Below are 23,915 nucleotides of genomic sequence, written 5' to 3'. Positions count from 1 at the left end.
GAGGATGCATCGCATGGCGTCGCAATACAATGTCGCGATTTTAGGCGCGACCGGCTTGGTAGGCCAACATTTAATTGAAATTCTTGAACAACGTGATTTCCCTGTGGCGCAATTATTTCCGCTCGCTAGTAGTCGCTCTGCTGGTGGCACTATTACGTTTAAAGGCAAAAAAATCACGGTATTAGATGCCGAGCAATTCGATTGGAGCCAAGCTCAAATTGGGTTATTTTCTGCTGGCGGGAGTATTTCAGCCATTTATGCACCTAAAGCAGCTGAGGCGGGCTGTGTCGTTATCGACAATACCTCGCATTTCCGTTACGAAGCCGATATTCCGTTGGTTGTACCCGAAGTAAATGCCGCGGCTATTGCCGATTATCGTAATCGCAATATTATCGCTAACCCCAACTGCTCTACGATACAAATGTTAGTGGCATTAAAACCAATTCATGATGCGGTTGGGATCAGTCGAGTCAATGTCGCGACTTATCAATCTGTTAGTGGCGCTGGCCAGTCAGCTGTTGAAGCGCTAGCAAAAGAAACAGCTAAGTTATTAAATGGTCAGCCGATTGATGAAGACGGAGAGTTTGCGCGTCAAATCGCCTTTAACGTTATTCCTCAAATTGATGTGTTTATGGATAACGGTTACACCAAAGAAGAAATGAAGATGCATTGGGAAACCCAGAAAATTTTGGGTGATAGCAGTATTTCGGTTAATGCCACTGCAGTGCGGGTCCCGGTATTCTTTGGTCATGCGGAAGCCGTTCACATTGAAACCAGAATGCCCATTACCGTTGAACATGTTAAAGCCCTACTTGCCAACGCGCCCGGTGTTGTGTTGTTAGAGAATAATGCTGACTTCCCAACACAGGTGTGCAGTGCTGCTGGCAAAGATGAGGTATTTGTTGGCCGGATCCGGCAAGATCTTTCCCATGAAAATGGCATTAATTTGTGGATAGTGGCAGACAATATTCGCAAAGGGGCCGCCACCAATAGTATTCAAATTGCCGAACATCTCATTCGCGATTACTTATAATGGCTATGAGCCTGACCGCCTGTCTTAAAGCGCCCAAGGGCGCTTTTTTTCTGTAGAGTGCTTGAGCTCGCCATTAAGTCAATAACGTTATCAATTTGCTAACATGCCAGCGTCAACTACTAGCCAGAAAAGTGGTTCTGCATTATATTTAACGCACTGCGCAAGCGTAATATGGAACACGGCTTGCATAACACAGCCACAGAGTTTGACTTTAATGTGAGTCTAGGTGCTCGGCTAAGGAATCCTGATGCCCGTTCTAATTGTTTTACTATTAGTTTTTGTCAATATATTGCCACTTGCGATGGCCGATTCGGCACCAACGCAAATTCGTGGTCCAAAAAACTCAGACAGTGTGCTGTTACAAAAACAATTTGGCCCATTAACTGCCAGCGATACCTTGTGGCGGATTGCCGAGCAAGTTAAACCCAATAGCAGTGTGACGACCTATCAGGTGATGTATGCATTGTTCTTAAAAAATCCCCAAGCGTTTAATGACGCGAACTTCAATCATTTACAACCTGGTGCCATGCTACTACTGCCTGATTTACGGGAAATACGCAGTGTGGATCCCGAAGTCGCGAGGCGTAAAGCGGATGCTGACGATAAATGGTGGGCAGAGCGTGTCGCACGTGAATCGGCTGCGCGCGCCAAAGCACGAGAAGCTGCGGCAAAACCTAATGTCGTTCAGCAACAAACAGCTGCTGAATTAACGGTATTAAAAGAACAATATCAAGACTCTATGCAATTGATCGAAGGTATTGCGCTTGAAAATCAACAGTTGCGGGGTTCGCTTGGTCGAGTTGAGGAAGAATTACAGGGGTTAAAAGCACAGTTAGCAGAAGATAGCCTGTTACAGCAACAATTAAATCAGTTATTGCAGCAGCAACAGCAAATTTTGGCAGAACAACAAGCGCAGAAAGCCGCTGAAGAGGCGGCAAAATTAGCGGCTGAACAACATTCAGCGTTAGATGATTTGCTCAAGAATCCATTGAGTTGGGTTGTGGCGGCTTCATTGCCAGCGATTTTGTTATTACTTGGCGGGTTATTCTGGATCATGCGCCGTAGTCGTAAAACAGAACAGACCGTCGCCGCTGCGATCAGTGAGCCGGTAGCGAAGCCGGGATATCAGTCGCCATTACCGCCATTAGATACCAGTCAGGATTTTGACGATAGTTTATTTGATCTTGATGACAGCCTGCTAGGCGATGCCTTTGAGCCAAAAGAAACATCGAAACAGGCTACGGCTAAAGACAGTTTGTTGGATGATGATTTACCTGATTTTAGTGATGACATCTTACTGGATGAGTTAAACGAACCGGATCCATTACGCACCGATTTACTTGACGGAGGTGATCTGAATGATCGTTTGGATGACAGTTTGGATATTACGCTTGATGAGCCATCAGCGGGCCGAGCGGATAACGATTTGTCGTTACCTACTGAAGATGAATTAAGTTTTGACGCTAATAATATTTTATCTGATACCGATCTTGCCGCGCTGTTAGCCGTGGAGGATGACGCTGATGAAGTAATCGAGTTGGCGGATCCTGAAGACTCGGAGTTATCAGATCTTCTGGGCGATTCCGCTGACACCCTGCCAGAACAGCGCGAGGCTACTGCTTTCGATAATCAAGATGATATTGATAGTTTGCTAGAAGAAATTGAACTGGATCTGCCCGAAAACTATCCAGAGCAGGGACGTGAAACGGCCGATAAGCAAGATAATGCCTCTTTTGCTGAGACGGGTTTATCCGCTGATACGCTTACAGATGACTTGGCAGACGATATCAGCCTTTTAAATGAGGCTGATTTTGATTTCTCTTCTGCCAATGCTCAAGAGAATACGGTTCTGTTAGACACGGATGTCGACACGGGAGTAGACACCGATGTTACTACAGAAACACGCTTTGATAATTCTGAACTAGAAGAGTTTGCTGAACGCTTGGCCGCTGAAACAGAAGCTCAAGATCTGTCTGATCTGGCGCTTGATGAGGGACAAGAACTGCTTTCTGAAGATGAGCAGTTGTTGCATGCAGAGTTGGATGATATTGAGCAGCAGGCTGCTGCCGAACAGTCTTTGCGTACAGCCGACTCACCATTAACGGCTGCCGAAGAACTCACTCTTTCGGATATTGATCTTGAGCAGATAACACATAACGATGACGATAATGCGTTATCGTTAGATTTGAATACGGCAGAAGATAATTCGGTCAACCGGCCAAGCGAAGCCGCGCTATCGGTTGAGAATCCAAGCCAAATACTTGACAGTTATCCCGAGCTGGATTTAGCACCTGATGAACAAGATACGCCTGCTGAGTTAGATAAAGACACAGTTACTGAAGCGCAAGATGTTATTGTTGAGTTAGACAATGACGCTGAAGTTGCAGCGCAAGATACGCATGATGCTATTGTTGAGTTAGACAATGACGCTGAAGTCGCAGCGCAAGATGTGCAAGATGCTATTGTTGAGTTAGACAATGACGCTGAATTTGCAGCGCAAGATGTGCAAGATGTGCAAGATGCTTTTGTTGAATTAGACAATGACGCCGCTGCAGCCGCGCAAGATGCGGCAGAGCTTAGTCAGTTGGCGCAACAAATTGAACAACTCACACGCGATCCTGATCTAGAGCTTGATTCCGATATCGCTACAGGTACTGATTTAGCGCTAGATACGGCTAACGATACCGATCTAGACAGTGCTTTGGCGCAAGATACTGATTTTGAGACTGAGTTAGCGTTTGATTCAGATACAGATACAGATACAGATACAGATACAGATACAGATACAGATACTGATGCAGAACTTGATGCTTTGTTAAATGCTGACGTTAATGCCTTAGAGACCAGCGAGTTGGCGGATACGGAACTGTGGCAAGACAGTGAAAGTACTGACACCATAACGGATAACGACGATGAATTGGTGTTAGGGCTTGATGATAGTCAATTCGATGAGTTGCTAAACGAGCTTGCAGCGATTAAACAAGAAGATACTGCAGCCATGGAGGCCGACGCTGATGCCGAAGCTGAAGCATGGTTAAATTCTGCCATCGCTGATACGTCTGATAACGACGACGAGCCGGTATTATCAGATGACGATTTTGTCGAGATCGATAATTTGCTTAATGCTATGGAGCAAACTGAAGAAGATCAAGAACGTTTTACACAATTAAATGTGGATGTGGGGCTTGACGAGTTTGCTGATATTATCGGTGAACACAACAAAACAGATGTTGATCAAGAAGACGCCGGTTTTGCGGGGAAGCTCGATCTTATTCGGGCCTATTTCGAAATGGATGAACCAGAGAGTGCACTTTCTCTGATTGATGAAGTCCTTAACTCGGACGCCCCTGATTATGTTAAAGATAAAGCAACCGCGTTAAAGCCAGAGTAGGGCGTATTTAAGGTGTTTGGGCATATCGGCTTAGCTGCGGTATAATCGCCGCAGTTAATTGAGGGTGGAAAATGCGGATAGCCTTAGGTATTGAATACGATGGCACTGGTTTTTTTGGATGGCAGCGCCAGCGGGAAGTAACCAGTGTGCAAGCAGAGTTAGAAATGGCTTTAGCCAAGGTGGCTAACCAGCCTGTTGAAGTGTTTTGCGCAGGTCGAACAGACGCCGGCGTGCACGCGACAGGGCAGGTGGTGCATTTTGACACCACATCTATACGTGATGAGAAAGCGTGGGTAATGGGCACCAATACCCAGTTACCTGATCAAGTGGCTGTTCGATGGGCGAAAGTGGTTCCTGACGATTTTCATGCCCGATTCAGTGCGACGGCCCGTCGTTATCGTTATGTTATTTATAACCACAAATATCGGCCAGCCATTTTACGCTCTGGTATCAGTCATTATCATCAATCCTTGGATGTTACTTTAATGCAGCAAGCGGCACCTGTGTTGCTTGGGGAGCATGATTTTAGTGCATTTCGGGCAATTCAATGCCAATCGAACACGCCGTTTCGCCATGTTCAGCATCTGCGCTTGGAACGTTTTGGTGACTATGTGGTCTTGGATATTAAAGCCAATGCATTTTTACACCACATGGTACGCAATATTACCGGCAGCCTATTAGAGATTGGTATGGGGCGGCAATCCCCCGATTGGTTAGCGATGCTACTGGCGAGTAAAAACCGTCATTTAGCTGCTGCAACGGCAAAGCCGGGGGGATTGTATTTAGTTGATGTTGATTATCCAGCGCATTTTCAGATCCCGAAAGTGGCATTAGGGCCTTTGTTTTTGCCCCCGACGTAAGTTGTAGACTCTGTGATGTTAACGCCCCATACTACTAAGACCAGTTTTCTGTATTCGATGGGCCTATATTTGTGTTTTAATAGTGGCATTTGCGCCATTTCGATGGTTTTAGCGTATTTTATGCTCAGATAATCAACTATTATCAGCATGATCAGAATTAGGAAGCCTTTATGAGTTGGTTAGAAAAGATCCTCCCCAGAACCTCTTCGTCAGGTCGTCGTAATATTCCAGAAGGGGTATGGACCAAATGTATGTCGTGTGATGCGGTGCTGTATAAAGCAGATTTAGATCGTAACCTTGGTGTATGTCCAAAATGTGATCATCACATGCGCGTGACTGCACGCAGTCGCTTGCAAAACTTCTTTGACTCCGGTTCTACCAAAGAACTTGCCGCTGAGTTAGAACCACAAGATTTACTGAAGTTTAAAGACAGTAAACGGTATAAAGATCGTCTTGTCGCAGCACAAAAAGACACTAACGAGAAAGATGCGATGGTGGTGATGCACGGTGCGTTACATGGTATGCCTGTGGTTGCTGCCGCCTTTGAGTTTGAGTTTATGGGCGGATCGATGGCATCGGTGGTTGGTGCAAAATTTGTGGCAGGGGTGGAATACGCGCTGAAACACAAAATCCCCTTTGTTTGTTTTTCTGCCAGTGGCGGCGCGAGGATGCAAGAAGCCTTGTTCTCGTTAATGCAAATGGCGAAAACCAGTGCTGCCTTGGCCAAAATGAGCGAGCAAGGCTTACCCTATATTTCTGTGCTTACAGATCCAACGATGGGGGGCGTTTCAGCCAGCTTAGCGATGTTAGGGGATATTAATATTGGTGAGCCGAAGGCCTTAATCGGTTTTGCCGGACCACGTGTTATTGAACAAACAGTTCGAGAGAAGTTACCAGAAGGCTTTCAGCGCAGTGAATTCTTATTAGAACATGGTGCAATTGATATGATTGTTGACCGCCGTGAAATGCGCGATACAATTGCACGATTAGTCGCTAAGTTTATGCAATTGCCGCTGCCCGTTGTTAAAAGCAGCGCCGCTTAAGGATTTATGTCTGTCGAAAACCTGAATAGCCAATCGCGCCACACGCTGGCCGATTGGCTTTGCTATATTGAGCAAAGCCATCCAATTGATAAGATTGAGATGGGACTTGAGCGTGTGAAGCGTGTAGCTGAACGTGGTAATTTAACCTCATTGCCAGGGCAAGTGGTTTTAGTTGCTGGCACCAATGGTAAAGGCACAACACTGCGCACCTTAGAACAAGTCCTCTTAGCCCAAGGCCATACTGTTGGCGTATATACATCACCCCATTTGCAATATTTTAATGAGCGCTTGCGCTTGAATGGACAGGATGTTGCTGATGCAGATTGGCTTGACGCCTTTGCGTTAGTAGATGCTTTACGTCAAGATACCTCATTGACCTACTTTGAATTCACTACGTTGGTTGCCTTCGCTATTTTGCAAGCGCACTCCCCTGAGTATTGTCTCATCGAAGTTGGTTTAGGGGGCAGATTGGATGCGACTAATATCATCGAACCGGATGTCAGTGTTATCACCACTATCGGTTTAGATCATCAAGATTGGTTAGGGCATGATGTAGAGAGCATCAGTAAAGAAAAGGCAGGAATCTTTCGCACCGGAAAAGTCGCCATTTCAGGTGAAGTAGAACCGCCCCAGGCTATTTTAGCGGTGGCGTTGGAAAAAGGGACTACGTTACTCCAAGTAGGCCAACATTTTCATTATCGTCTTGCTTCAGACAGTTGGGAATGGCAAGGGATCTCTCATCGTTACGCCAATCTCCCATTACCCGGAGTGCCGGTACAAAATGTGGCGACCAGTTTGGCGGTTTTAGAGCAGTTAGGCAAATTACCTGCGGAGGCAACATTAAACGCTTGCTTATCGCAGTTGCGCTTACCAGGTCGAATGCAGTTTGTGCAACATCAGCCTGATGTGTTACTGGATGTGGCACATAATCCACAATCAGCTGCTTATTTGGCCAGTCAGTTGCATATTCTTAAACCGCGTTATAGTAAAATTATTGCCTTAGTCGGGATGCTAAAAGATAAAGATGTAACACAAACCTTAGCGCCCTTGACGGCTTATGTTGATGAGTGGCATCTTGCTAGTCTGCCTGGAACGCGTGGTGCAAACAATGTGCTGCTAGCTGAGGCGTTATCTGTGGTATCGTCAGGCAATATGTTGTCAGTATATGACTATGACAGTATGCAAACTGCGTATCCCGCTATCATGCAAACCTTACAGCCATCCACATTATTGGTTGTTTTTGGTTCTTTTATTACCGTTTCCGCAGTACTGGCAATGCGGCAGGAGTAGCAATGACAGCAAAATTTAAACATCGGCTTTTAGGCACCAGTATCTTGGTTCTGGCAGGCATCATATTTTTGCCTGATTTGCTTGATGGGGAAAAGCAGGTGATCAAAGATGATTTCCAAGCTATTCCCAATAAACCTGAATTTGCTGGTGTGCAGCAAGTCACGCCCTTTGATGAGGCAGCGTTTGCCGCCAGAGCGGAAGCTGCAGCAGCTCAGCCCGTTGATGATACTGTGGTAGCAGACGATCTAGCTGAAGCGAGTGTTGCGACCGATTCTCTCGCTGCAAGTGAGCGTTTACCATCGCAGCAATTTGCTCAAGTAACCGTTGGATCGGCCAACGCCACTCCAATTGAAACAGCAGAGCCTGTGAGGGTGCCTAGTAATACGACAGCAACTGAAACGCCCGCGACAAAGACACCGGTAACGGTAAGTCCGCCGCCAGCGCCAGGTATTGGCCAAGCCGCATGGGTTGTGCGTGTAGGAAGTTTTAGTAATCCTCAAAATGCGAATGCGTTAGTTGCGAAATTACGTCAGGCGGGTTTTGCGACCTTTACGCGCAGTATCACAAATGCCAATGGCCAGCCACTGACCAGTGTTTTTGTGGGCCCAGAACTTCGGAAAGAGCGGTTAGAGCAAGGGCTAAACAAATTGCAGCAGCTTACTGGTATTGAACGGCTGACCATTAGTAATTATCAACCTACCGAAAATAATTAGCTATTCTCCCATGCAATTTGATAGAATGCGCGCCGTCATTAAGCATCCTTTGGTAGCAAATGAATTGGGTTGATTTCGTTATTTTAGCCATCATCGCACTCTCTGCTGTGGTGAGCTTGGTTCGCGGCTTCGTCAAAGAGGCAGTGTCGCTAACCGTATGGATCGCGGCTTTTTTTATTGCCAGCTCCTATTATCCCTATCTTGCTAGTTTCTTCACGCAAATCTCTGACACGACACTTCGCAATGCCTCTGCCATAGGTATTCTATTTATCGCATCGCTTATCGTTGGCGCTTTAATCAATTACCTTATCGGCACCCTAGTACAATCAACGGGGTTATCTGGAACCGATCGAATTTTAGGGTTGGTTTTTGGTGCGCTACGAGGCGTATTAGTAGTCAGTGCGGTGTTATTTTTTAGCGATGCTTTTACTCCGGCGGCTTCTGCCGATTGGTGGCGCCAATCGCGCCTGATCCCGGAGTTCGGATTTATCATTGAATGGTTCTTTGAATATTTAAAGAGCCATTCTAGTTTTATGCAAAAGCCATAGCCGGCGAGGATGAATCAATGTGTGGTATTGTTGGTATCGTAGGTAAGTCTCCCGTAAATCAGGCGCTATATGATGGCCTGACAGTGCTACAACACCGCGGGCAAGATGCCGCCGGTATCGTGACGGTTGATAACAACACCTTGCGTTTACGCAAGGCAAATGGACTGGTTAAAGATGTGTTTGAAACACGGCACATGCAGCGACTTGCAGGCAATATTGGTATTGGCCATGTACGTTATCCTACGGCAGGCTCGTCAAGTACCGCTGAAGCCCAGCCTTTTTATGTAAACAGCCCTTTCGGTATTGCTTTAGCGCACAATGGCAATCTGACTAATGCTCACGAGCTTAAAGATGAGATATTCCGTTTAGCACGCCGTCATGTTAACACCACCTCTGATTCAGAAGTGTTGCTGAATGTGCTAGCACATGAGCTCGCTTTGCAGCCAAATATGCAGTTACAGCCGGAACAAATTTTTAAAGCGTTGGCAAATGTTCATCGTAAAGTGCGTGGTGGCTACGCTGCTGTTGCGTTAATTATTGGCCATGGCTTGGTTGCTTTTCGAGATCCTAATGGGATCCGTCCTTTAGTGATGGGAAAACGTGAAACCGCTGCCGGTACTGAGTATATGGTGGCGTCTGAAAGTGTGGCTTTAGACGCAGACGGCTTTACTGTGTTACGTGATATTTCGCCTGGTGAAGCGGTGTATATTACCGAGCAAGGAGAGCTGCACAGTTTGCAATGCGCAGAAAATCCTAGCTATACCCCCTGTATTTTTGAATATGTGTATTTTGCTCGTCCTGATTCAACCATGGATAACATTTCGGTGTATGCGTCACGTGTTGCCATGGGAACTTACTTAGGTGAGAAAATCAAACGGGAGTGGGCGCATTTAGATATTGATGTAGTTATTCCAATTCCAGAAACAAGCAATGACGCCGCGTTGGAAATTGCCAATGTGTTAGCGTTGCCTTATCGTCAGGGCTTTGTTAAAAACCGTTATATTGGCCGTACATTCATTATGCCTGGTCAAACACAACGCAAAAAATCCGTAAAACGTAAGCTAAACGCGATTTGGCAAGAGTTTAAAGGTAAAAATGTGTTGTTAGTCGATGATTCTATCGTGCGCGGCACAACGTCTGGCCAAATCATTGAGATGGCACGAGAGGCGGGTGCCAAGAAAGTGTATTTTGCGTCAGCCGCACCAGAAATTCGGTTCCCTAATGTGTATGGGATTGATATGCCCTCTGCGACAGAATTGATTGCCCATGGACATGATGTAGAGAGTATTTGTCAAATTATTGGTGCAGATGGGCTGATATTTCAATCTTTGCCTGATTTGATTGCGGCGGTTCGTACTGAAAACGCAGAGATCAGCAGGTTTGAAACCTCGGTATTTGATGGTTACTATGTGACTAATGATATTGATCAAGATTATCTTAACCGTTTAGATCAAATGCGCAGTGATGATGCGAAGGTTGCGTCTGTTATGGCAATGTCTGCCAATTTAGAAACGTATAACGAAGGTTAAGCGCGCTAATTAAGAAAAAAACGGCTGCAATTGCAGCCGTTTTACTACCTTGTCTTACTTTTTTATTATCTGTTGTCTGCTAGTTCGTAAATTCAGGATTAGTGCGTAAACGCCGGGCCAAAGCCTGAACTCCATAAAATTGCTGTGGCTGCCATCACGCTAACTAACAAAATTAAACCACAGGTTACTACAGAGCTTGCATAAATAAAACCACGTTCTTCTGGTATATGCATCAAAATGGGTACCCCAACGTAAAGTAGATACACTGAGTACGCTAGGCCTGCCAGACCGACCATCATTACAAACCACAATTCAGGGTAAAGTGCTGCAAAACCGACCATAAACAGAGGGGTTGAGGTATAAGAAGCCAATTCTAATGTTTGAGTGTAGGTTGGCTCAGAGCCAAAGGTGTGTGCCATCCAGTGTGCCAGTAACCCAAGTACAAATACGCCAACAATCAACGCAATGTACATAGCAACAGAAAGCATCATCGCACTTTCTGCTGTTAAAAAGATTTTATCGCCCACACCTATGCTCCAGCCAAGATGTACCGCGGAGTAATAGGCACAAATAGATGGAATTAAGGCAACTAGCATAATATGAATCATGCTGTAGCGAAAACTTTCATGCCGAGCATCAATGGTATGCCATTCTTCTTTCGGGTGGGCGTATAAACCCCATAAATGGTTTAGTATCATAATTATTATCCTTGTTATCGCACGACTAAGCCTTTGTACGGGAGTTGTTACCCCATTATCTGCTCGCTGTTTAACGCACACAACTTGAGCAATTAAGGATAGTCACATTTACCCGTACATCAGTTATGGTTGATCTCTGCCAATTCGTCAAGGTAACGATGAAAATTTAACCGAATACTGAGTGGCTGGAGTCAATTGCAGGCTTCGGGTATAATTATCTCGTCTTTTCGCGGGTGACTCTTTTTATGTTAAGTAACGAATACCAGTCTTTATTAGCGCCTATCCAACAGTTTTTACACTGTGATACACCCCAAAGTTGGCTTGTCGTGGCGCAACAGCCTGAGCAGCTCAGCGTAATACTCACTGATCATTTAATTTGTGAATTAAAAGCAGCGCAATCAGCGATGTATTTAATTAGACGCTACGCTGTCGATGAGCAAAGTGCCGACGCACTACTTCAATGGTTAAAACCCTATGAAGATTTTACGTATCGTCAACAGGGCGAATGGCAAGCACTCGCAGACATTAAACTTAAAAAATCGATGTTACCTAAATCTCATTCTGAGTATGGACAAGAGCTGATCGATAAAATGGTGCTGTTGATTAAGGAAGAGTTGCATCATTTTTATCAAGTATTAGAAATGATGCAACGCTATCAGATCCCCTACGATAAAATCACTTCTAGCCGTTATGCTAAAGGCTTGTTACGTCATGTCAGCACGTTTGAACCTAATGCGTTGGTAGATAAACTCATTTGTGGTGCTTATATTGAAGCTCGTTCTTGTGAGCGCTTTGCGCGGTTAGCCCCGCTATTACCTGTCGATATCGGTAATTTTTATATTTCATTACTGCGTTCTGAAGCGCGGCATTATCAGGATTACTTGCAATTAGCTGAGCAAATTGCGGGTACAGATATTAGCGATCGCATCCGCTTTTTTGGTGAAGTAGAAGCTGAATTGATTTTAAGTGCAGATATCGATTTTAAATTCCACAGTGGTCAGCCTGCCGAGACTATCGCATCTGTTAAGACGGTGGCAGCGGCCTAAAGTAAAGCTGCCATTCTGTCGCAGACACTTTTAGATAACTGCTCTGTGTATACCAATCGCCCAAAACATAGCGTTTAGCGGCCGCATTGTTTACAAGGACATCGTGAATGGCTGGTCGGTGAGTATGGCCATGGATAAGATGCTTTACGTGGTATGCTGTCATAACCTTTGGAACTTCTTCAGGGGTGACATCCATAATATTGCTGCTGCCCATGGCTTTATAACTGGCTTTGGCCTTAGCGCTTTTCGCACGAGCTTTGGCGGCTAATCGTTGCCGATACCACAGTGGTAGCGAGAGCATTAACCACTGCCACCAAGGTTGGTCCCACCATCGACGAAATTTTTGATACTTAATATCCAGGGTGCACAAACTATCCCCATGCATAATCAGGGTTGGTGTACCGTAAAGATCAATCACTTTATGTGGTGGAAGAAGCCGCATACCAGCCCGGTGAGCATAAGCTTGCTTTAATAAAAAGTCACGATTGCCATGGATAAAGTAAACGGGGATACGCTGGCTTAGCTGGTTAATAGCCTTTGCAAGCGTGTCAAGCAGTGGCTCTGGATTGTCATCACCAATCCAGACTTCAAATAAATCACCCAAGATATAGAGTGCGTCAGCAGCAGGGGCTTGCTGCTGCAAGAACGTTAAAAAGGCCTGCGTAATATCAGGCCGTTGTGCCGACAAATGTAAGTCGGCAATAAATAACGTGTGTGCGTTCACTTAGTCGTTTAACACCGCGCGTTCAATTAATACGGGATCAATAGGCACATCGCTATGACCCGCAAAACGGCCTGTACGAACCGCTCTGATCTTATCAATTACGTCCATACCTTCTACCACTTCACCAAAAACGCAGTAACCCCAGCCTTGCGAATTTTCGGCGCTAAAATTTAAAAAGCTGTTATCGGCTACGTTAATAAAAAACTGGCAGGTTGCTGAGTGTGGATCGCTGGTGCGTGCCATAGCAATAGACCCTTTTTTATTAGCAACACGATTATTTGCTTCATTTTTAATGGTCGCTTTGGTTTCTTTTTGATCCATATCTGGCGTAAAACCACCGCCTTGGATCATAAAGCCGTCAATAACACGGTGGAAAATTGTGTTGTCGTAAAAGCCGTCTTTTACATAGCTAATAAAGTTAGCCACTGTAATTGGCGCTTTATCGGCAAATAAATTTAATGTAATAACGCCATAATTAGTATGTAACGTGACCATGATCAATATCCTTGTAGTTGCAAGGACACTATTCTATCGCACTGTGAGCAAATCATAAAGCAAGGATAGCGGCAGTGCGCTGCCAGTGATAAACTATTTAGCCTATTACTGTGTTAGCCACTTAAAGTTTGTCAGAGGACATAATGTTACAGATATACAATACCTTAAACCGTCAGAAAGAAGTGTTTACCCCCATTGTGCCGGGTAAAGTAGGATTGTATGTTTGCGGCATTACTATTTATGATCATTGTCATATAGGTCATGCCAGAACGTACGTGGCGTTTGACGTCATGAATCGCTATTTGCGCTTTAGTGGTTACGATGTGACTTACGTACGTAATATCACCGACGTAGACGACAAAATTATAAAGCGGGCAGCTGAAAACAATGAAAGTTGTGATGCCTTAACGCAGCGTTTTACGGAGGCTATGCACGCCGATTTTGCAGCATTAGGTTTGTTACCTGCCGATATCGAGCCGCGCGTAACAACGCATATGACTGAGATTATTGAGCTCATTCAAACGTTATTGCTGAAAGGCTATGCTTATCAAGCAGCCGATGGTGATGTGTTATTTGATGTAAGTAAATATGAGGCCTATGGTGCCTTAAGTCAGCAAAATCTAGAGATGCTGCAATCGGGCGCCCGAGTTGAAGTGGCCGATAATAAAGATGATCCTTTAGATTTTGTACTGTGGAAAACGGCGAAGCCTGGTGAGCCATTTTGGGAATCGCCTTGGGGTAATGGCCGTCCTGGCTGGCATATTGAATGTTCGGCGATGAGTGCCAAACACCTCGGCGTGCATTTTGATATTCATGGCGGTGGCTCTGATTTACAGTTCCCGCATCATGAAAATGAAATTGCACAATCAACCTGTGCGCATGGTCATAAATATGTCAACACGTGGATCCATACGGGGATGGTGCAGGTTGATAAAGAAAAAATGTCAAAATCGTTGGGGAATTTCTTTACGGTAAAAGAGGTATTGGCAGAATATAATGCCGAGGCAGTACGTTACTTCTTGTTATCCAGTCAATATCGTAGTCAGCTTAACTATTCCAAAGAAAACTTAGAGCAAGCGCATGCGGCCCTAGGCCGTTTATATACCGCATTGCGTAACATTACGCCAAGCCAGAGCATTGATTTAAAGAGTCCCTATATTGCCCGTTTTAAAGCGGCAATGGATGATGATTTCAATACGCCAGAGGCGTTACCTGTATTGTTTGAGCTGGCGCGTGAGGTCAATCGCTTTAAAGAAACTGAACCGGCTAAAGCGGCTGAGTTGGCAGGTTTATTAAGTTTGTTAGCGGGCGTACTTGGTTTATTACAAGGCGATGCCGAACACTTTTTACAAAGTGGTACTTCGATTGATGATGTTGCTGCAATTGAAGCGTTAATTGCAAAACGTAATGCCGCTCGTGCTGCCAAAGATTGGCCTGCTGCGGATGCTGCCAGAGCAGAGCTTACAGCCAAAGGTATTATCGTAGAAGATAAAAATGGTATAACCACGTGGCGTAAAGGCTAATATATTCAGTAAAAAAACCGCCGAAAGGCGGTTTTTTATTACGGTGCCAGTGTTTTAAGCTGGTGGATCACGCCGGCAAGGAAACGTGATTGTCGTGATAGAGCTCACAGGCTTCTAGGGTGTTTTCAATTAAACTGGCCACGGTCATAGGGCCGACGCCACCAGGTACGGGGGTAATATAACGCGCCTGTTTTACGGCGTTGGCATAGTCAACATCACCCACTAATTTACCGCTATCTAAGCGGTTAATGCCCACATCAACCACTAATGCACCTGGTTTTACCCAATCGCCAGGAATAAATTCCGGCCGTCCCACCGCCACAACCAGTAAATCAGCGCGGCGAACTTGTTGCTCTAGGTTTTTAGTAAACTTATGGCAAACGGTAGTGGTACAGCCAGCCAGCAAGAGTTCTAATGCCATAGGGCGCCCTACAATATTTGAGGCCCCAACCACAACCGCATCCATTCCTTTAATATTGACACCTGTGCTTTGTAGTAGCGTCATAATCCCTTTGGGCGTACATGGGCGTAATGCCGGCATACGCTGCGCTAAACGGCCAATATTGTAAGGATGAAAGCCATCGACATCTTTATGAGGGTGGATACGTTCTAATATTGCCGAAGCATCTAAGCCCGCGGGCAAAGGTAGCTGAACTAAAATACCATCAACACTGTTATCTGCATTTAGTTTATCAATAAGTTCCAGTAATTGTGCTTGGCGGGTATCTGCGGGTAAATCATAGGAGACAGAGTGAAAACCTACTTCTTCACATGCTTTTCGTTTACTACCAACATAAACTTGTGAAGCCGCATCTAGGCCAACCAGTACGACGGCTAAACCAGGTGCACGTTTGCCTGCAGCAATTCTGGCACGTACTTGTGCTGCTACTTTGTCTTTTGTTGCTTGCGCAACCGCTTTGCCGTCAATAATTTGAGCTGTCATGCCTGCTGATTTCCCCCTTGATGAATATGTTGATATTTTCGCACAGCTACTCAAATAAGGCTATCATCGCTGTTTGTAATCAGCACTTACTTGAATTAGGTTCAAATAATAGCCAAACAGTACGATTTACAAAAAAAAGGTTTGACGGTGTGCATGGCGAGCGTTAATATCTCGCCCCGTTGTAGCAGTGCAACATCGTCGGTGATTGGCGCAGTTTGGTAGCGCACTTGGTTTGGGTCCAAGGGGTCGCAGGTTCAAATCCTGCATCACCGACCACTTTTAAAAAACGGTTTGGTAGCGCACAAGGTTTGGGTGTTTTTGATCTAACGGGTCACAAATTCAAATCCTGCATCACCGACCACTTTAAAAGTTACAAATATTCAACCCTGTTAGGCGTTTGACATGTGCGCCCGTAGCTCAGTTGGATAGAGCAACGGCCTTCTAAGCCGTGGGTCATAGGTTCGAATCCTATCGGGCGCGCCATTTAGGCGTAAATGTTTTTAAAATGTGGTGGTTGTAGCTCAGTTGGTAGAGCCCCGGATTGTGATTCCGGTTGTCGTGGGTTCGAACCCCATCATCCACCCCATCCCCTCTTGCTCGGTGATTGGCGCAGTTTGGTAGCGCACTTGGTTTGGGTCCAAGGGGTCGCAGGTTCAAATCCTGCATCACCGACCATTTTAAAAACGTTTTGGTAGCGCACTTGGTTTGGGTGTTTTTTATCTAACGGGTCACAAGTTCAAATCATGCATCACCGACCATTTTAAAAACGTTTTGGTAGCGCACTTGGTTTGGGTGTTTTTTATCTAACGGGTCACAAGTTCAAATCCTGCATCACCGACCATTTTAAAAACGTTTTGGTAGCGCACGTGGTTTGGGTGTTTTTTATCTAACGGGTCACAAGTTCAAATCCTGTATCACCGACCATTTTAAAAACGTTTTGGTAGCGCACGTGGTTTGGGTGTTTTTTATCTAACGGGTCACAAGTTCAAATCCTGTATCACCGATCATTTTAAAAACGTTTTGGTAGCGCACTTGGTTTAGGTGTTTTTTATCTAATGGGTCACAATTTCAAATCCTGCATCACCGACCATTCTCCCAGAGTTAAATTTAAAAATATTCCACTTATAATCTATAATTTATAGTTTTTATTTTTCTAACGTGTAGCAGTCTTAAATCCTGCATAACCGACTATCCTTCCAGAACTAGCTTACAAAATAATCTATTTAGATATCGCTCTTTTTTCGGGTATTTTTCTAATAATTTTTAGTTTAATTCCGATCACAGGGTCACATTTTCAAAGTCAGCTTGAGTCTTGTTGCATTCGGCGGCGAAACGCGGCGTATCGCTTTTTAGTGGACCGCTGTGAATACCTCCCTGTACAGTTACAAACTTCATCCTGAAGTTTACCCTTCGGGCCAGCGCAAGCGCTTTTCAAATTCGTTCCCGACGAATTTGTAGGTTTTTCATCCCTGAAAAACACGTCCCCGTAAAAAGGATACTCTGCGTTTACCACCTCGTTATGTTTTTGTCGTGCCATTTATTAAATGACACCAGTGCAGCTTGGCAGCGAGCTAATAATGCTAAACAAGGCCTGTCCAGCATGGATGCTGGAGAAGAGCTTACATGGATGTATTCACAGCGTCTTTGTGTGAGTTATCGGCTGCAAGCAGCCTAGCGGTTCGGCTCAAACCCTCCCTATACCCAATATTCATCAAAATAATACTGCATTGTTGCGCAAAAAGAATTCACACGGCAGTACAGCAACAGGTATTTGTTAAATCTGTAATTTAATTACAGTTTTTGATGCTCTCAGTTACGTTAAAAGTAAGCATTAAAAGCGAATTAAAACTGTAATATTATGAATAGTAATGCTTATTTATTCTGTGGCGTTAGATGCAACTAACGCGGAAATGGTAAGTTGGGTGGTGCTGGGTTACATTTTTTGCTAGAATAGCTCACGGTTCACACAACGGAGGAGTTATGTTAAACCCATCTTGGCGTAGGATAGTACTGAAGGTCGGCAGTGCCCTAATAGCGCCAGACAATGAAGGATGTAGTGAAAAATATTTACGTCCCATTGCTGAATTTATCCGCGAATGTCGTCTTCTTGGCCGGGAAGTTATCCTAGTTTCTTCGGGCAGCGTTGCCGCTGGTCGCCATCATTTTAATTTTCAACATCACCGTGTGCCATTGGCATTAAAACGCGCTATGGCAGCTGTCGGTCAAAACGAAATGATGAATTTTTGGAGTCGTTGCTTTGATTTCCCGTGTGCCCAAGTGTTACTGACACATGGCGATCTGAGTGATCGAGTCAGGCATGTTAATGTGCAGAATACGTTGCGTCGTTTGTTAGATCATGGGGTGCTGCCCATCGTGAATGAAAACGACACTATTGCGACTGAAGAATTAAAAGTGGGTGATAACGATAACCTAGCCGCGATGGTTGCCACGGTTGCGCATGCCGATGCGTTGCTGATTTGTTCTGATGTAAAAGGGCTTTTCACTGCTGATCCTAACAAAGATCCTGCTGCTGAATTTATTCCAGAAGTAAAACACATTTCGCCACAAATTTATGCGCTCGCCGGCGGTGCGGCATCAGCGGTGGGTACCGGGGGAATGCGGACTAAAATTGAAGCGGCTGAGAAAGCCACAACGCAAGGGGTGGATACCATCATTGCGGATGGTCATCAGCCAGAAACCTTTCAGTGTCTTTTAGCGGGCAAGAATCCGGGTACCATTTTTTATGCCCAGAAAAATCCGTTACCGGCTAAAAAGCATTGGGTACGGCATACGCTGCGCGCTAAAGGTGAAATTTGGGTAGATGACGGTTGTGTTGCTGCGTTGTGTCAACATGGCGCGTCTTTATTAAGCAGTGGTATAGTAAAAATCAAAGGCGAATTTGAATCGGGTGATGCCGTGATTGTGCGCTGCGCAGTGGGTAAACGATCGATTGCAAAAGGTGTGAGCCGTTACAGCGCACACGAGCTATTTTCAATTAAAGGCCAAAAAACCCAACATATTGAAAAATGTTTAGGGTATTGTCCAAATGGCAGTAATGCGGTGATTCATCGCAGTGAAATGATGTTACTGGAGAAATTATGATTACCGATGTGGCGGCTAAACTGGCCGCGGAGGCTGCTGTAGCAGCAAAAGCGGTTGCTGTGCTGAGTACCGAACAAAAAAATGTTGTACTACAGGCGTTTGCCAATAAGATCCGTTCAGCAACCCCTGCTATTCTTGCGGAAAACCGCGCTGAGGTTGCTGAAGCCAATGGCAATGGCACCAGCCCTGCGATGTTAGATCGTTTAACCTTAACGGCAGAACGCATTGACGCCATGGCATCTGCCATAGAACAAATCATTCGTTTACCCGATCCGGTTGGGTTAACGCGTCAAATAGAACAACGTCCCAATGGCATTAATATTGCCAAACGCCGTATTCCGCTGGGTGTGATTTGTATGATTTATGAAGCGCGCCCCAATGTGACGGCCGATGCCGGTGCCTTATGTTTTAAATCGGGGAATGCGGTAATTTTACGTTGTGGCAGAGAGGCGATTAAAACCAGCCTAGCGATTGCTGCCGCGATGCGTGAAGCCCTTGCTGAGCATAATTTACCTGCAGCGGTGATTAGTATCGTGCCAGATCCAGATAGAAACTTATTATTGTCATTGTTGAAGCAAGATGAATTTATCGATCTGGTGATCCCGCGCGGTGGGGAGGGGCTTATTCGATTTGTCACTGAACATAGTCGGATCCCAGTTATCCAGCATTTTAAAGGGGTGTGCCATTTATTTGTCGATGCGACAGCCAATATTGATATGGCATTAACACTATTGATTAACGGCAAAGTGCAGCGTCCTGGGGTATGTAACGCGCTTGAAGGTTTGTTAGTACACAGCGCTATTGCACCACACTTTTTACCCATAGTGGCAAAAGCGTTGACAGAAAATCATGTGAAAGTGCACGCCTGTGCGAAAAGCTTACCTTTCTTCTCAGGGGCGTCGTTGATTGCCGATGATGAATTTGGCCAAGAATACTTAGCACCAGAAATTGCAGTGCGTATCGTGGCAGATTTAGATCAGGCTATCTCGCATATTGATCGTTTTGGTAGCCAGCATACCGAAGTGATTTGTACCGCTGATCAGACAAATGCCGATCGTTTTATTGCAACAGTCGATACTGCGGTGGTTATGCATAATGCTTCATCACGTTTTTCAGATGGTGGAGAACTAGGCTTAGGTGCAGAGATTGGTATTTCTACCAGTAAGCTACATGCATATGGGCCGATGGGACTTGAAGCCTTAACGACTGAAAAATATGTTGTAACGGGTCAAGGACAAATTCGCGGCTAATCAGCTCTTTTGCGTTAAAAAACAGGCTTTCACACAAAGTGAAAGCCTGTTTTTTTGTTTGTTGACAATAAGTTAAAACCATCTTCTTGAGCATTGAATCTGGGGCTCGACTACTGAGTTATAGCTCGCTATAATGCCGCGTCCATTTTATAACAGGCTAGGTTATTGCTACGTTTTCACACCCAGCTATCACACTACGGCGTATATAGAGGCGCCTGACATTGAATTTGAGGTAAAGAGATGCAAGTTTCTGTTGAAACCACCCAGGGTTTAGAGCGCCGTTTAAATATTACTGTTCCAGCAGTTAACATTGATACTGAAGTCAAAAACCGTTTACGTGAATTGGCAAAACGCCAGCGTATTGATGGCTTCCGTCCAGGTAAAGCACCGATTTCTATTATTCAAAAACGCTTTGGCTTAGCGGTGTTACAAGAAGTGGCCTCAGAACAAATGCAACGTTCTTTTTATGATGCCATTATTGAAAACAAGTTAACGCCTGCTGGCGCACCCACGTTTGCACCAGGTGCCTTAGAAGCCGGTAAAGATTTAGCCTTCACGGCGACGTTTGAAGTGTATCCTGAGGTTGTTGTTGCCGCGTTAGATAAAGTTGAAGTGTCTAAGCCAGTGGTTGAGATCTCTGAAGACGATCTGAGCAAAATGTTAGACACCTTACGCAAGCAACATGCGAAATGGGAAGACAAAAACGCTGCTGCGGCCACTGGCGATCGCGTAACGATGGACTTTGTTGGTTCAATTGATGGCGAAGAGTTTGAAGGCGGTAAAGCTTCTAATTTCGTATTAGAATTAGGCCAAGGTCGGATGATCCCAGGCTTTGAAGACGGTGTTATCGGTAAGGCCGCAGGCGAAGAAGCAACGGTTAACGTTACCTTCCCTGAAGATTACCATGCAGAAAATTTAAAGGGTAAAGCGGCCAGTTTTGCGGTAACTGTAAGCAAAGTAGAAGCGCAAGTATTACCAGAATTAAACGATGAATTTGCCACCTTATTTGGTTTAGCAGATGCCTCTGTTGACGCGTTAAAAGCGGAAGTCCGTAAAAATATGGAACGCGAATTAAAGCAAACCATTAAAGGCAAAGTAAAAGAGCAAGTCATTAAAGGTCTGTTACTGACGAATGACGTTGATGTGCCAAAAGCGCTGATCGCCAGCGAAGTAGATGTATTACGTCAACAAGCTTTACAACGTTTTGGTCAAAATGTTGATCCTAAGCAGTTGCCAGAATTACCCGCCTCTTTATTTGAAGAGCAAGCGAAAGATCGCGTAAAAGTGGGTTTACTGTTAGGCGAAATCATCAAGACAAACAGCTTAAAAGTTGACGAAGCTAAAGTGCAAGAGTTAATTGACAATGTAGCGTCTGCTTATGAAGATCCAGCTGAAGTGGTTCAATACTACAAATCAAACAAAGAATTAATGCAAAGTATGCGTAACGTTGCGTTAGAAGAACAAGCCATTGACGTGGTTCTGGCTTCTGCTAAGGTAACCGAGCAAGTTGCGGCGTTTGACGAAATTATGAACCCAAAGGCCGCTAACTAAGATTGACATCTTAGCGCGTGACGGTTTTAATGGCTCGAACACGTGTTCGGGCCATTTTATTTTTAGGTACCGTTTAGACCACTATTTAAACCGCTACCCCAGAGGGAATCCAGATTATGCCTATGTCTCGCGACATGAATGACATTGTTAATGCCTTAGTGCCGATGGTTATTGAGCAAACCGCTAAAGGCGAACGTTCTTTTGACATCTATTCCCGCCTTTTAAAAGAACGTGTTATCTTTTTAACGGGGCAGGTTGAAGATCATATGGCCAACCTGATCGTCGCGCAGTTATTGTTTCTGGAATCAGAAAATCCAGAGAAAGATATCTATATTTATATTAATTCACCCGGTGGTTCGGTAACCGCAGGTTTGTCTATTTACGACACCATGCAGTATATTAAACCTAATATTGCAACGGTGTGTGTAGGCCAAGCTGCCAGTATGGGCGCATTTTTATTATCAGGTGGCACCAAAGGTAAACGTTACTGCTTACCGAATGCCCGCGTGATGATTCACCAACCTTTAGGGGGCTTCCAAGGTCAAGCGACTGACTTTGAAATCCATGCTCGCGAAATTCTTTATATCAAAGAAAAGCTTAACCGTTTAATGGCCGAGCACAGTGGTAAGACCTATGAGCAGGTGTGTAAAGATACTGAGCGTGATAACTTCTTAAGTGCACAACAGGCCTTGGATTATGGTCTGGTTGATGCCATATTAACGAATCGAGACGCAAAATAATTAAATGAGGCGAGCAAGACGTGCTCGCCAGCTAGAAAAGAGGTAGTTACATGTCTGATCACCGCACTGACGGCGATAAGAGCGGCAAATTACTGTATTGCTCTTTTTGTGGCAAATCACAGCATGAAGTGCGTAAGTTGATCGCAGGGCCACAGGTTTATATTTGTGATGAATGTGTTGATCTGTGCAACGACATTATTCGCGAAGAAATCAAAGATATCTCGCCAAAGCGTGATACGGAAAAATTGCCAACACCACGTGATATTCGTAAGCATTTAGATGATTATGTTATCGGACAAGAACATGCCAAAAAAGTGCTGGCTGTTGCCGTATACAATCATTATAAACGTTTACGTAGCGCCCAATTAAAGCAAGACGTTGAGCTTGGTAAAAGTAATATTTTGCTTATTGGCCCTACCGGAAGCGGTAAAACCTTGTTAGCGGAAACGCTGGCTCGCTTGTTAGATGTGCCGTTTACCATGGCTGATGCCACAACCTTAACCGAAGCGGGTTATGTGGGTGAAGACGTTGAAAACATCATTCAGAAATTATTGCAGAAATGCGATTATGATGTGGAAAAAGCGCAGCGTGGTATCGTTTACATTGATGAAATAGACAAGATATCGCGTAAATCAGACAATCCTTCGATCACGCGGGATGTGTCGGGTGAAGGCGTACAACAAGCCCTATTAAAACTGATTGAAGGCACCATTGCTTCAGTTCCCCCGCAAGGCGGACGCAAGCACCCTCAGCAAGAGTTTTTGCAGGTAGATACGTCTAAAATTCTGTTTATTTGTGGCGGCGCCTTTGCCGGACTAGATAAAGTCATCGAGCAGCGCAGTGCAAAAGGCTCAGGGATTGGGTTTGGTGCACAAGTTAAAAGTAAAGAAAATACGCGCAGCTTAAGCGAGTCGTTCCGTGACGTTGAACCAGAAGATTTAGTGAAATACGGTTTAATACCAGAATTTATCGGGCGATTACCAGTAGTGGCTACGCTAACCGAGTTAGACCTTGATGCTTTAGTGCAAATTCTGAGTCAACCGAAGAATGCACTGAGTAAACAGTTTGCTGCATTGTTCGAGATGGAAAATGTTGAATTAGAATTCCGTGAAGATGCATTAAAGGCCATCGCACAAAAAGCCATGGAGCGTAAAACCGGTGCCCGTGGTTTGCGCTCGATTGTAGAAGGTGTGCTGTTAGACACCATGTATGAATTACCCTCAATGCAAGATGTTAGCAAAGTGGTAATTGATGAGACGGTGATCCGAGGTGAGAGCCAGCCCATACTTATCTATGAGAGCAGTGAGTCGGCGGTGGCTGAATCCCACTAAACACAAACGACATGAAAAAAGGAGCTGTAAAGCTCCTTTTTTATCAGATGAATTGAAGTTTACAGAACTGCCCCCATATACTAAACATTGTCGCCTGCAGTAACT

General features: G+C 44.9%; 19 protein-coding genes and 4 tRNA genes. 19 read left to right on the top strand and 4 right to left on the bottom strand.

Annotated elements, in window-relative coordinates; genetic code table 11:
• Positions 1 to 13: 13 nt before the first annotated feature.
• The 8 genes from IE070_RS01910 to purF all read left to right on the top strand — a co-directional run bounded on the left by IE070_RS01910 (position 14) and on the right by purF (position 10,407).
• Positions 14 to 1,033 carry an aspartate-semialdehyde dehydrogenase gene (locus IE070_RS01910; RefSeq protein WP_189479875.1) on the top strand — a complete coding sequence of 340 codons (1,020 nt, stop codon included), beginning with the start codon at positions 14 to 16 and terminating at the stop codon, positions 1,031 to 1,033.
• 247 nt (positions 1,034 to 1,280) lie between these two features.
• Positions 1,281 to 4,424, top strand: coding sequence for a FimV/HubP family polar landmark protein (locus tag IE070_RS01905; protein ID WP_189479873.1), 3,144 nt, complete (start codon positions 1,281 to 1,283; stop codon positions 4,422 to 4,424).
• Between the two features lie 71 nt (positions 4,425 to 4,495).
• The gene (gene truA / locus IE070_RS01900) at positions 4,496 to 5,284 is read left to right on the top strand and encodes a tRNA pseudouridine(38-40) synthase TruA (protein WP_189479871.1); all 789 of its coding nucleotides are present in this window, start codon (positions 4,496 to 4,498) and stop codon (positions 5,282 to 5,284) included.
• A gap of 170 nt (positions 5,285 to 5,454) precedes the next feature.
• Positions 5,455 to 6,327, top strand: a complete 873-nt coding sequence (accD, locus tag IE070_RS01895) for an acetyl-CoA carboxylase, carboxyltransferase subunit beta (protein WP_189479868.1) — start codon at positions 5,455 to 5,457, stop codon at positions 6,325 to 6,327.
• A 6-nt stretch (positions 6,328 to 6,333) separates the two neighbouring features.
• Positions 6,334 to 7,617: a bifunctional tetrahydrofolate synthase/dihydrofolate synthase gene (folC, locus tag IE070_RS01890; RefSeq protein ID WP_189479866.1), complete on the top strand. Its 1,284-nt coding sequence runs from the start codon at positions 6,334 to 6,336 to the stop codon at positions 7,615 to 7,617.
• Positions 7,618 to 7,619: 2 nt separating this feature from the next.
• Positions 7,620 to 8,330, top strand: a complete 711-nt coding sequence (locus tag IE070_RS01885; RefSeq protein ID WP_189479864.1) for an SPOR domain-containing protein — start codon at positions 7,620 to 7,622, stop codon at positions 8,328 to 8,330.
• A 59-nt stretch (positions 8,331 to 8,389) separates the two neighbouring features.
• Entirely contained in the window at positions 8,390 to 8,878 is a 489-nt protein-coding gene (locus tag IE070_RS01880) for a CvpA family protein (protein ID WP_189479862.1), read from the top strand.
• A gap of 17 nt (positions 8,879 to 8,895) precedes the next feature.
• On the top strand, positions 8,896 to 10,407 hold the full coding sequence (gene purF, locus IE070_RS01875) for an amidophosphoribosyltransferase (protein ID WP_189479860.1): 1,512 nt from the start codon (positions 8,896 to 8,898) through the stop codon (positions 10,405 to 10,407).
• A 98-nt stretch (positions 10,408 to 10,505) separates the two neighbouring features.
• Here the strand turns inward: purF and IE070_RS01870 are convergent, their stop codons facing one another.
• Complete coding sequence (locus IE070_RS01870) at positions 10,506 to 11,105, bottom strand: Yip1 family protein (RefSeq protein ID WP_189479858.1); 600 nt, start codon at positions 11,103 to 11,105, stop codon at positions 10,506 to 10,508.
• A 245-nt stretch (positions 11,106 to 11,350) separates the two neighbouring features.
• Between IE070_RS01870 and miaE the strand changes: the two genes are divergently transcribed.
• On the top strand, positions 11,351 to 12,151 hold the full coding sequence (gene miaE, locus IE070_RS01865) for a tRNA isopentenyl-2-thiomethyl-A-37 hydroxylase MiaE (protein WP_189479856.1): 801 nt from the start codon (positions 11,351 to 11,353) through the stop codon (positions 12,149 to 12,151).
• Here miaE and IE070_RS01860 read toward each other — a convergent pair.
• The gene (locus IE070_RS01860) at positions 12,129 to 12,875 is read right to left on the bottom strand and encodes a UDP-2,3-diacylglucosamine diphosphatase (protein ID WP_189479854.1); all 747 of its coding nucleotides are present in this window, start codon (positions 12,873 to 12,875) and stop codon (positions 12,129 to 12,131) included. The two genes, miaE and IE070_RS01860, sit on opposite strands and share 23 nt — an antisense overlap.
• A complete protein-coding gene (locus tag IE070_RS01855; protein WP_189479852.1) occupies positions 12,876 to 13,370 on the bottom strand; it encodes a peptidylprolyl isomerase in 495 nt (164 codons plus the stop codon). It lies immediately after the preceding gene.
• 143 nt (positions 13,371 to 13,513) lie between these two features.
• On the opposite strand from IE070_RS01855, the gene cysS reads away from it, so the two are divergent.
• Positions 13,514 to 14,893 (top strand): cysteine--tRNA ligase, encoded by a 1,380-nt coding sequence (gene cysS / locus IE070_RS01850; RefSeq protein ID WP_189479850.1) that lies wholly within the window; start codon positions 13,514 to 13,516, stop codon positions 14,891 to 14,893.
• A 67-nt stretch (positions 14,894 to 14,960) separates the two neighbouring features.
• Here the strand turns inward: cysS and folD are convergent, their stop codons facing one another.
• Positions 14,961 to 15,836, bottom strand: a complete 876-nt coding sequence (gene folD / locus IE070_RS01845) for a bifunctional methylenetetrahydrofolate dehydrogenase/methenyltetrahydrofolate cyclohydrolase FolD (RefSeq protein WP_189479848.1) — start codon at positions 15,834 to 15,836, stop codon at positions 14,961 to 14,963.
• 199 nt (positions 15,837 to 16,035) lie between these two features.
• Here folD and IE070_RS01840 point away from each other — a divergent pair.
• From IE070_RS01840 to clpX, 9 genes are all read left to right on the top strand, one after another.
• A tRNA-Pro gene (locus tag IE070_RS01840) sits at positions 16,036 to 16,112 on the top strand.
• A 130-nt stretch (positions 16,113 to 16,242) separates the two neighbouring features.
• A tRNA-Arg gene (locus IE070_RS01835) sits at positions 16,243 to 16,319 on the top strand.
• 27 nt (positions 16,320 to 16,346) lie between these two features.
• Positions 16,347 to 16,422, top strand: a tRNA-His gene (locus IE070_RS01830).
• A gap of 12 nt (positions 16,423 to 16,434) precedes the next feature.
• Positions 16,435 to 16,511: transfer RNA gene (locus tag IE070_RS01825), tRNA-Pro, on the top strand.
• 1,305 nt (positions 16,512 to 17,816) lie between these two features.
• Positions 17,817 to 18,938: a glutamate 5-kinase gene (gene proB, locus IE070_RS01820; RefSeq protein WP_189479846.1), complete on the top strand. Its 1,122-nt coding sequence runs from the start codon at positions 17,817 to 17,819 to the stop codon at positions 18,936 to 18,938.
• Positions 18,935 to 20,188, top strand: a complete 1,254-nt coding sequence (locus IE070_RS01815; RefSeq protein ID WP_189479844.1) for a glutamate-5-semialdehyde dehydrogenase — start codon at positions 18,935 to 18,937, stop codon at positions 20,186 to 20,188. Before proB ends, IE070_RS01815 begins: the two co-directional genes overlap by 4 nt.
• Positions 20,189 to 20,428: 240 nt before the next feature.
• A complete protein-coding gene (tig, locus tag IE070_RS01810; RefSeq protein ID WP_189479842.1) occupies positions 20,429 to 21,739 on the top strand; it encodes a trigger factor in 1,311 nt (436 codons plus the stop codon).
• A gap of 134 nt (positions 21,740 to 21,873) precedes the next feature.
• Complete coding sequence (clpP, locus tag IE070_RS01805; protein WP_373296888.1) at positions 21,874 to 22,479, top strand: ATP-dependent Clp endopeptidase proteolytic subunit ClpP; 606 nt, start codon at positions 21,874 to 21,876, stop codon at positions 22,477 to 22,479.
• A 50-nt stretch (positions 22,480 to 22,529) separates the two neighbouring features.
• The gene (gene clpX / locus IE070_RS01800; protein ID WP_189479840.1) at positions 22,530 to 23,810 is read left to right on the top strand and encodes an ATP-dependent protease ATP-binding subunit ClpX; all 1,281 of its coding nucleotides are present in this window, start codon (positions 22,530 to 22,532) and stop codon (positions 23,808 to 23,810) included.
• Positions 23,811 to 23,915 lie beyond the last annotated feature (105 nt).

The organism is Alishewanella tabrizica, from assembly GCF_014652375.1.
GTDB lineage: Bacteria > Pseudomonadota > Gammaproteobacteria > Enterobacterales > Alteromonadaceae > Alishewanella > Alishewanella tabrizica.
The sequence above is the reverse complement of the archived record's forward strand: the minus strand, read 5'-3'. Positions and strand labels throughout refer to the sequence as shown.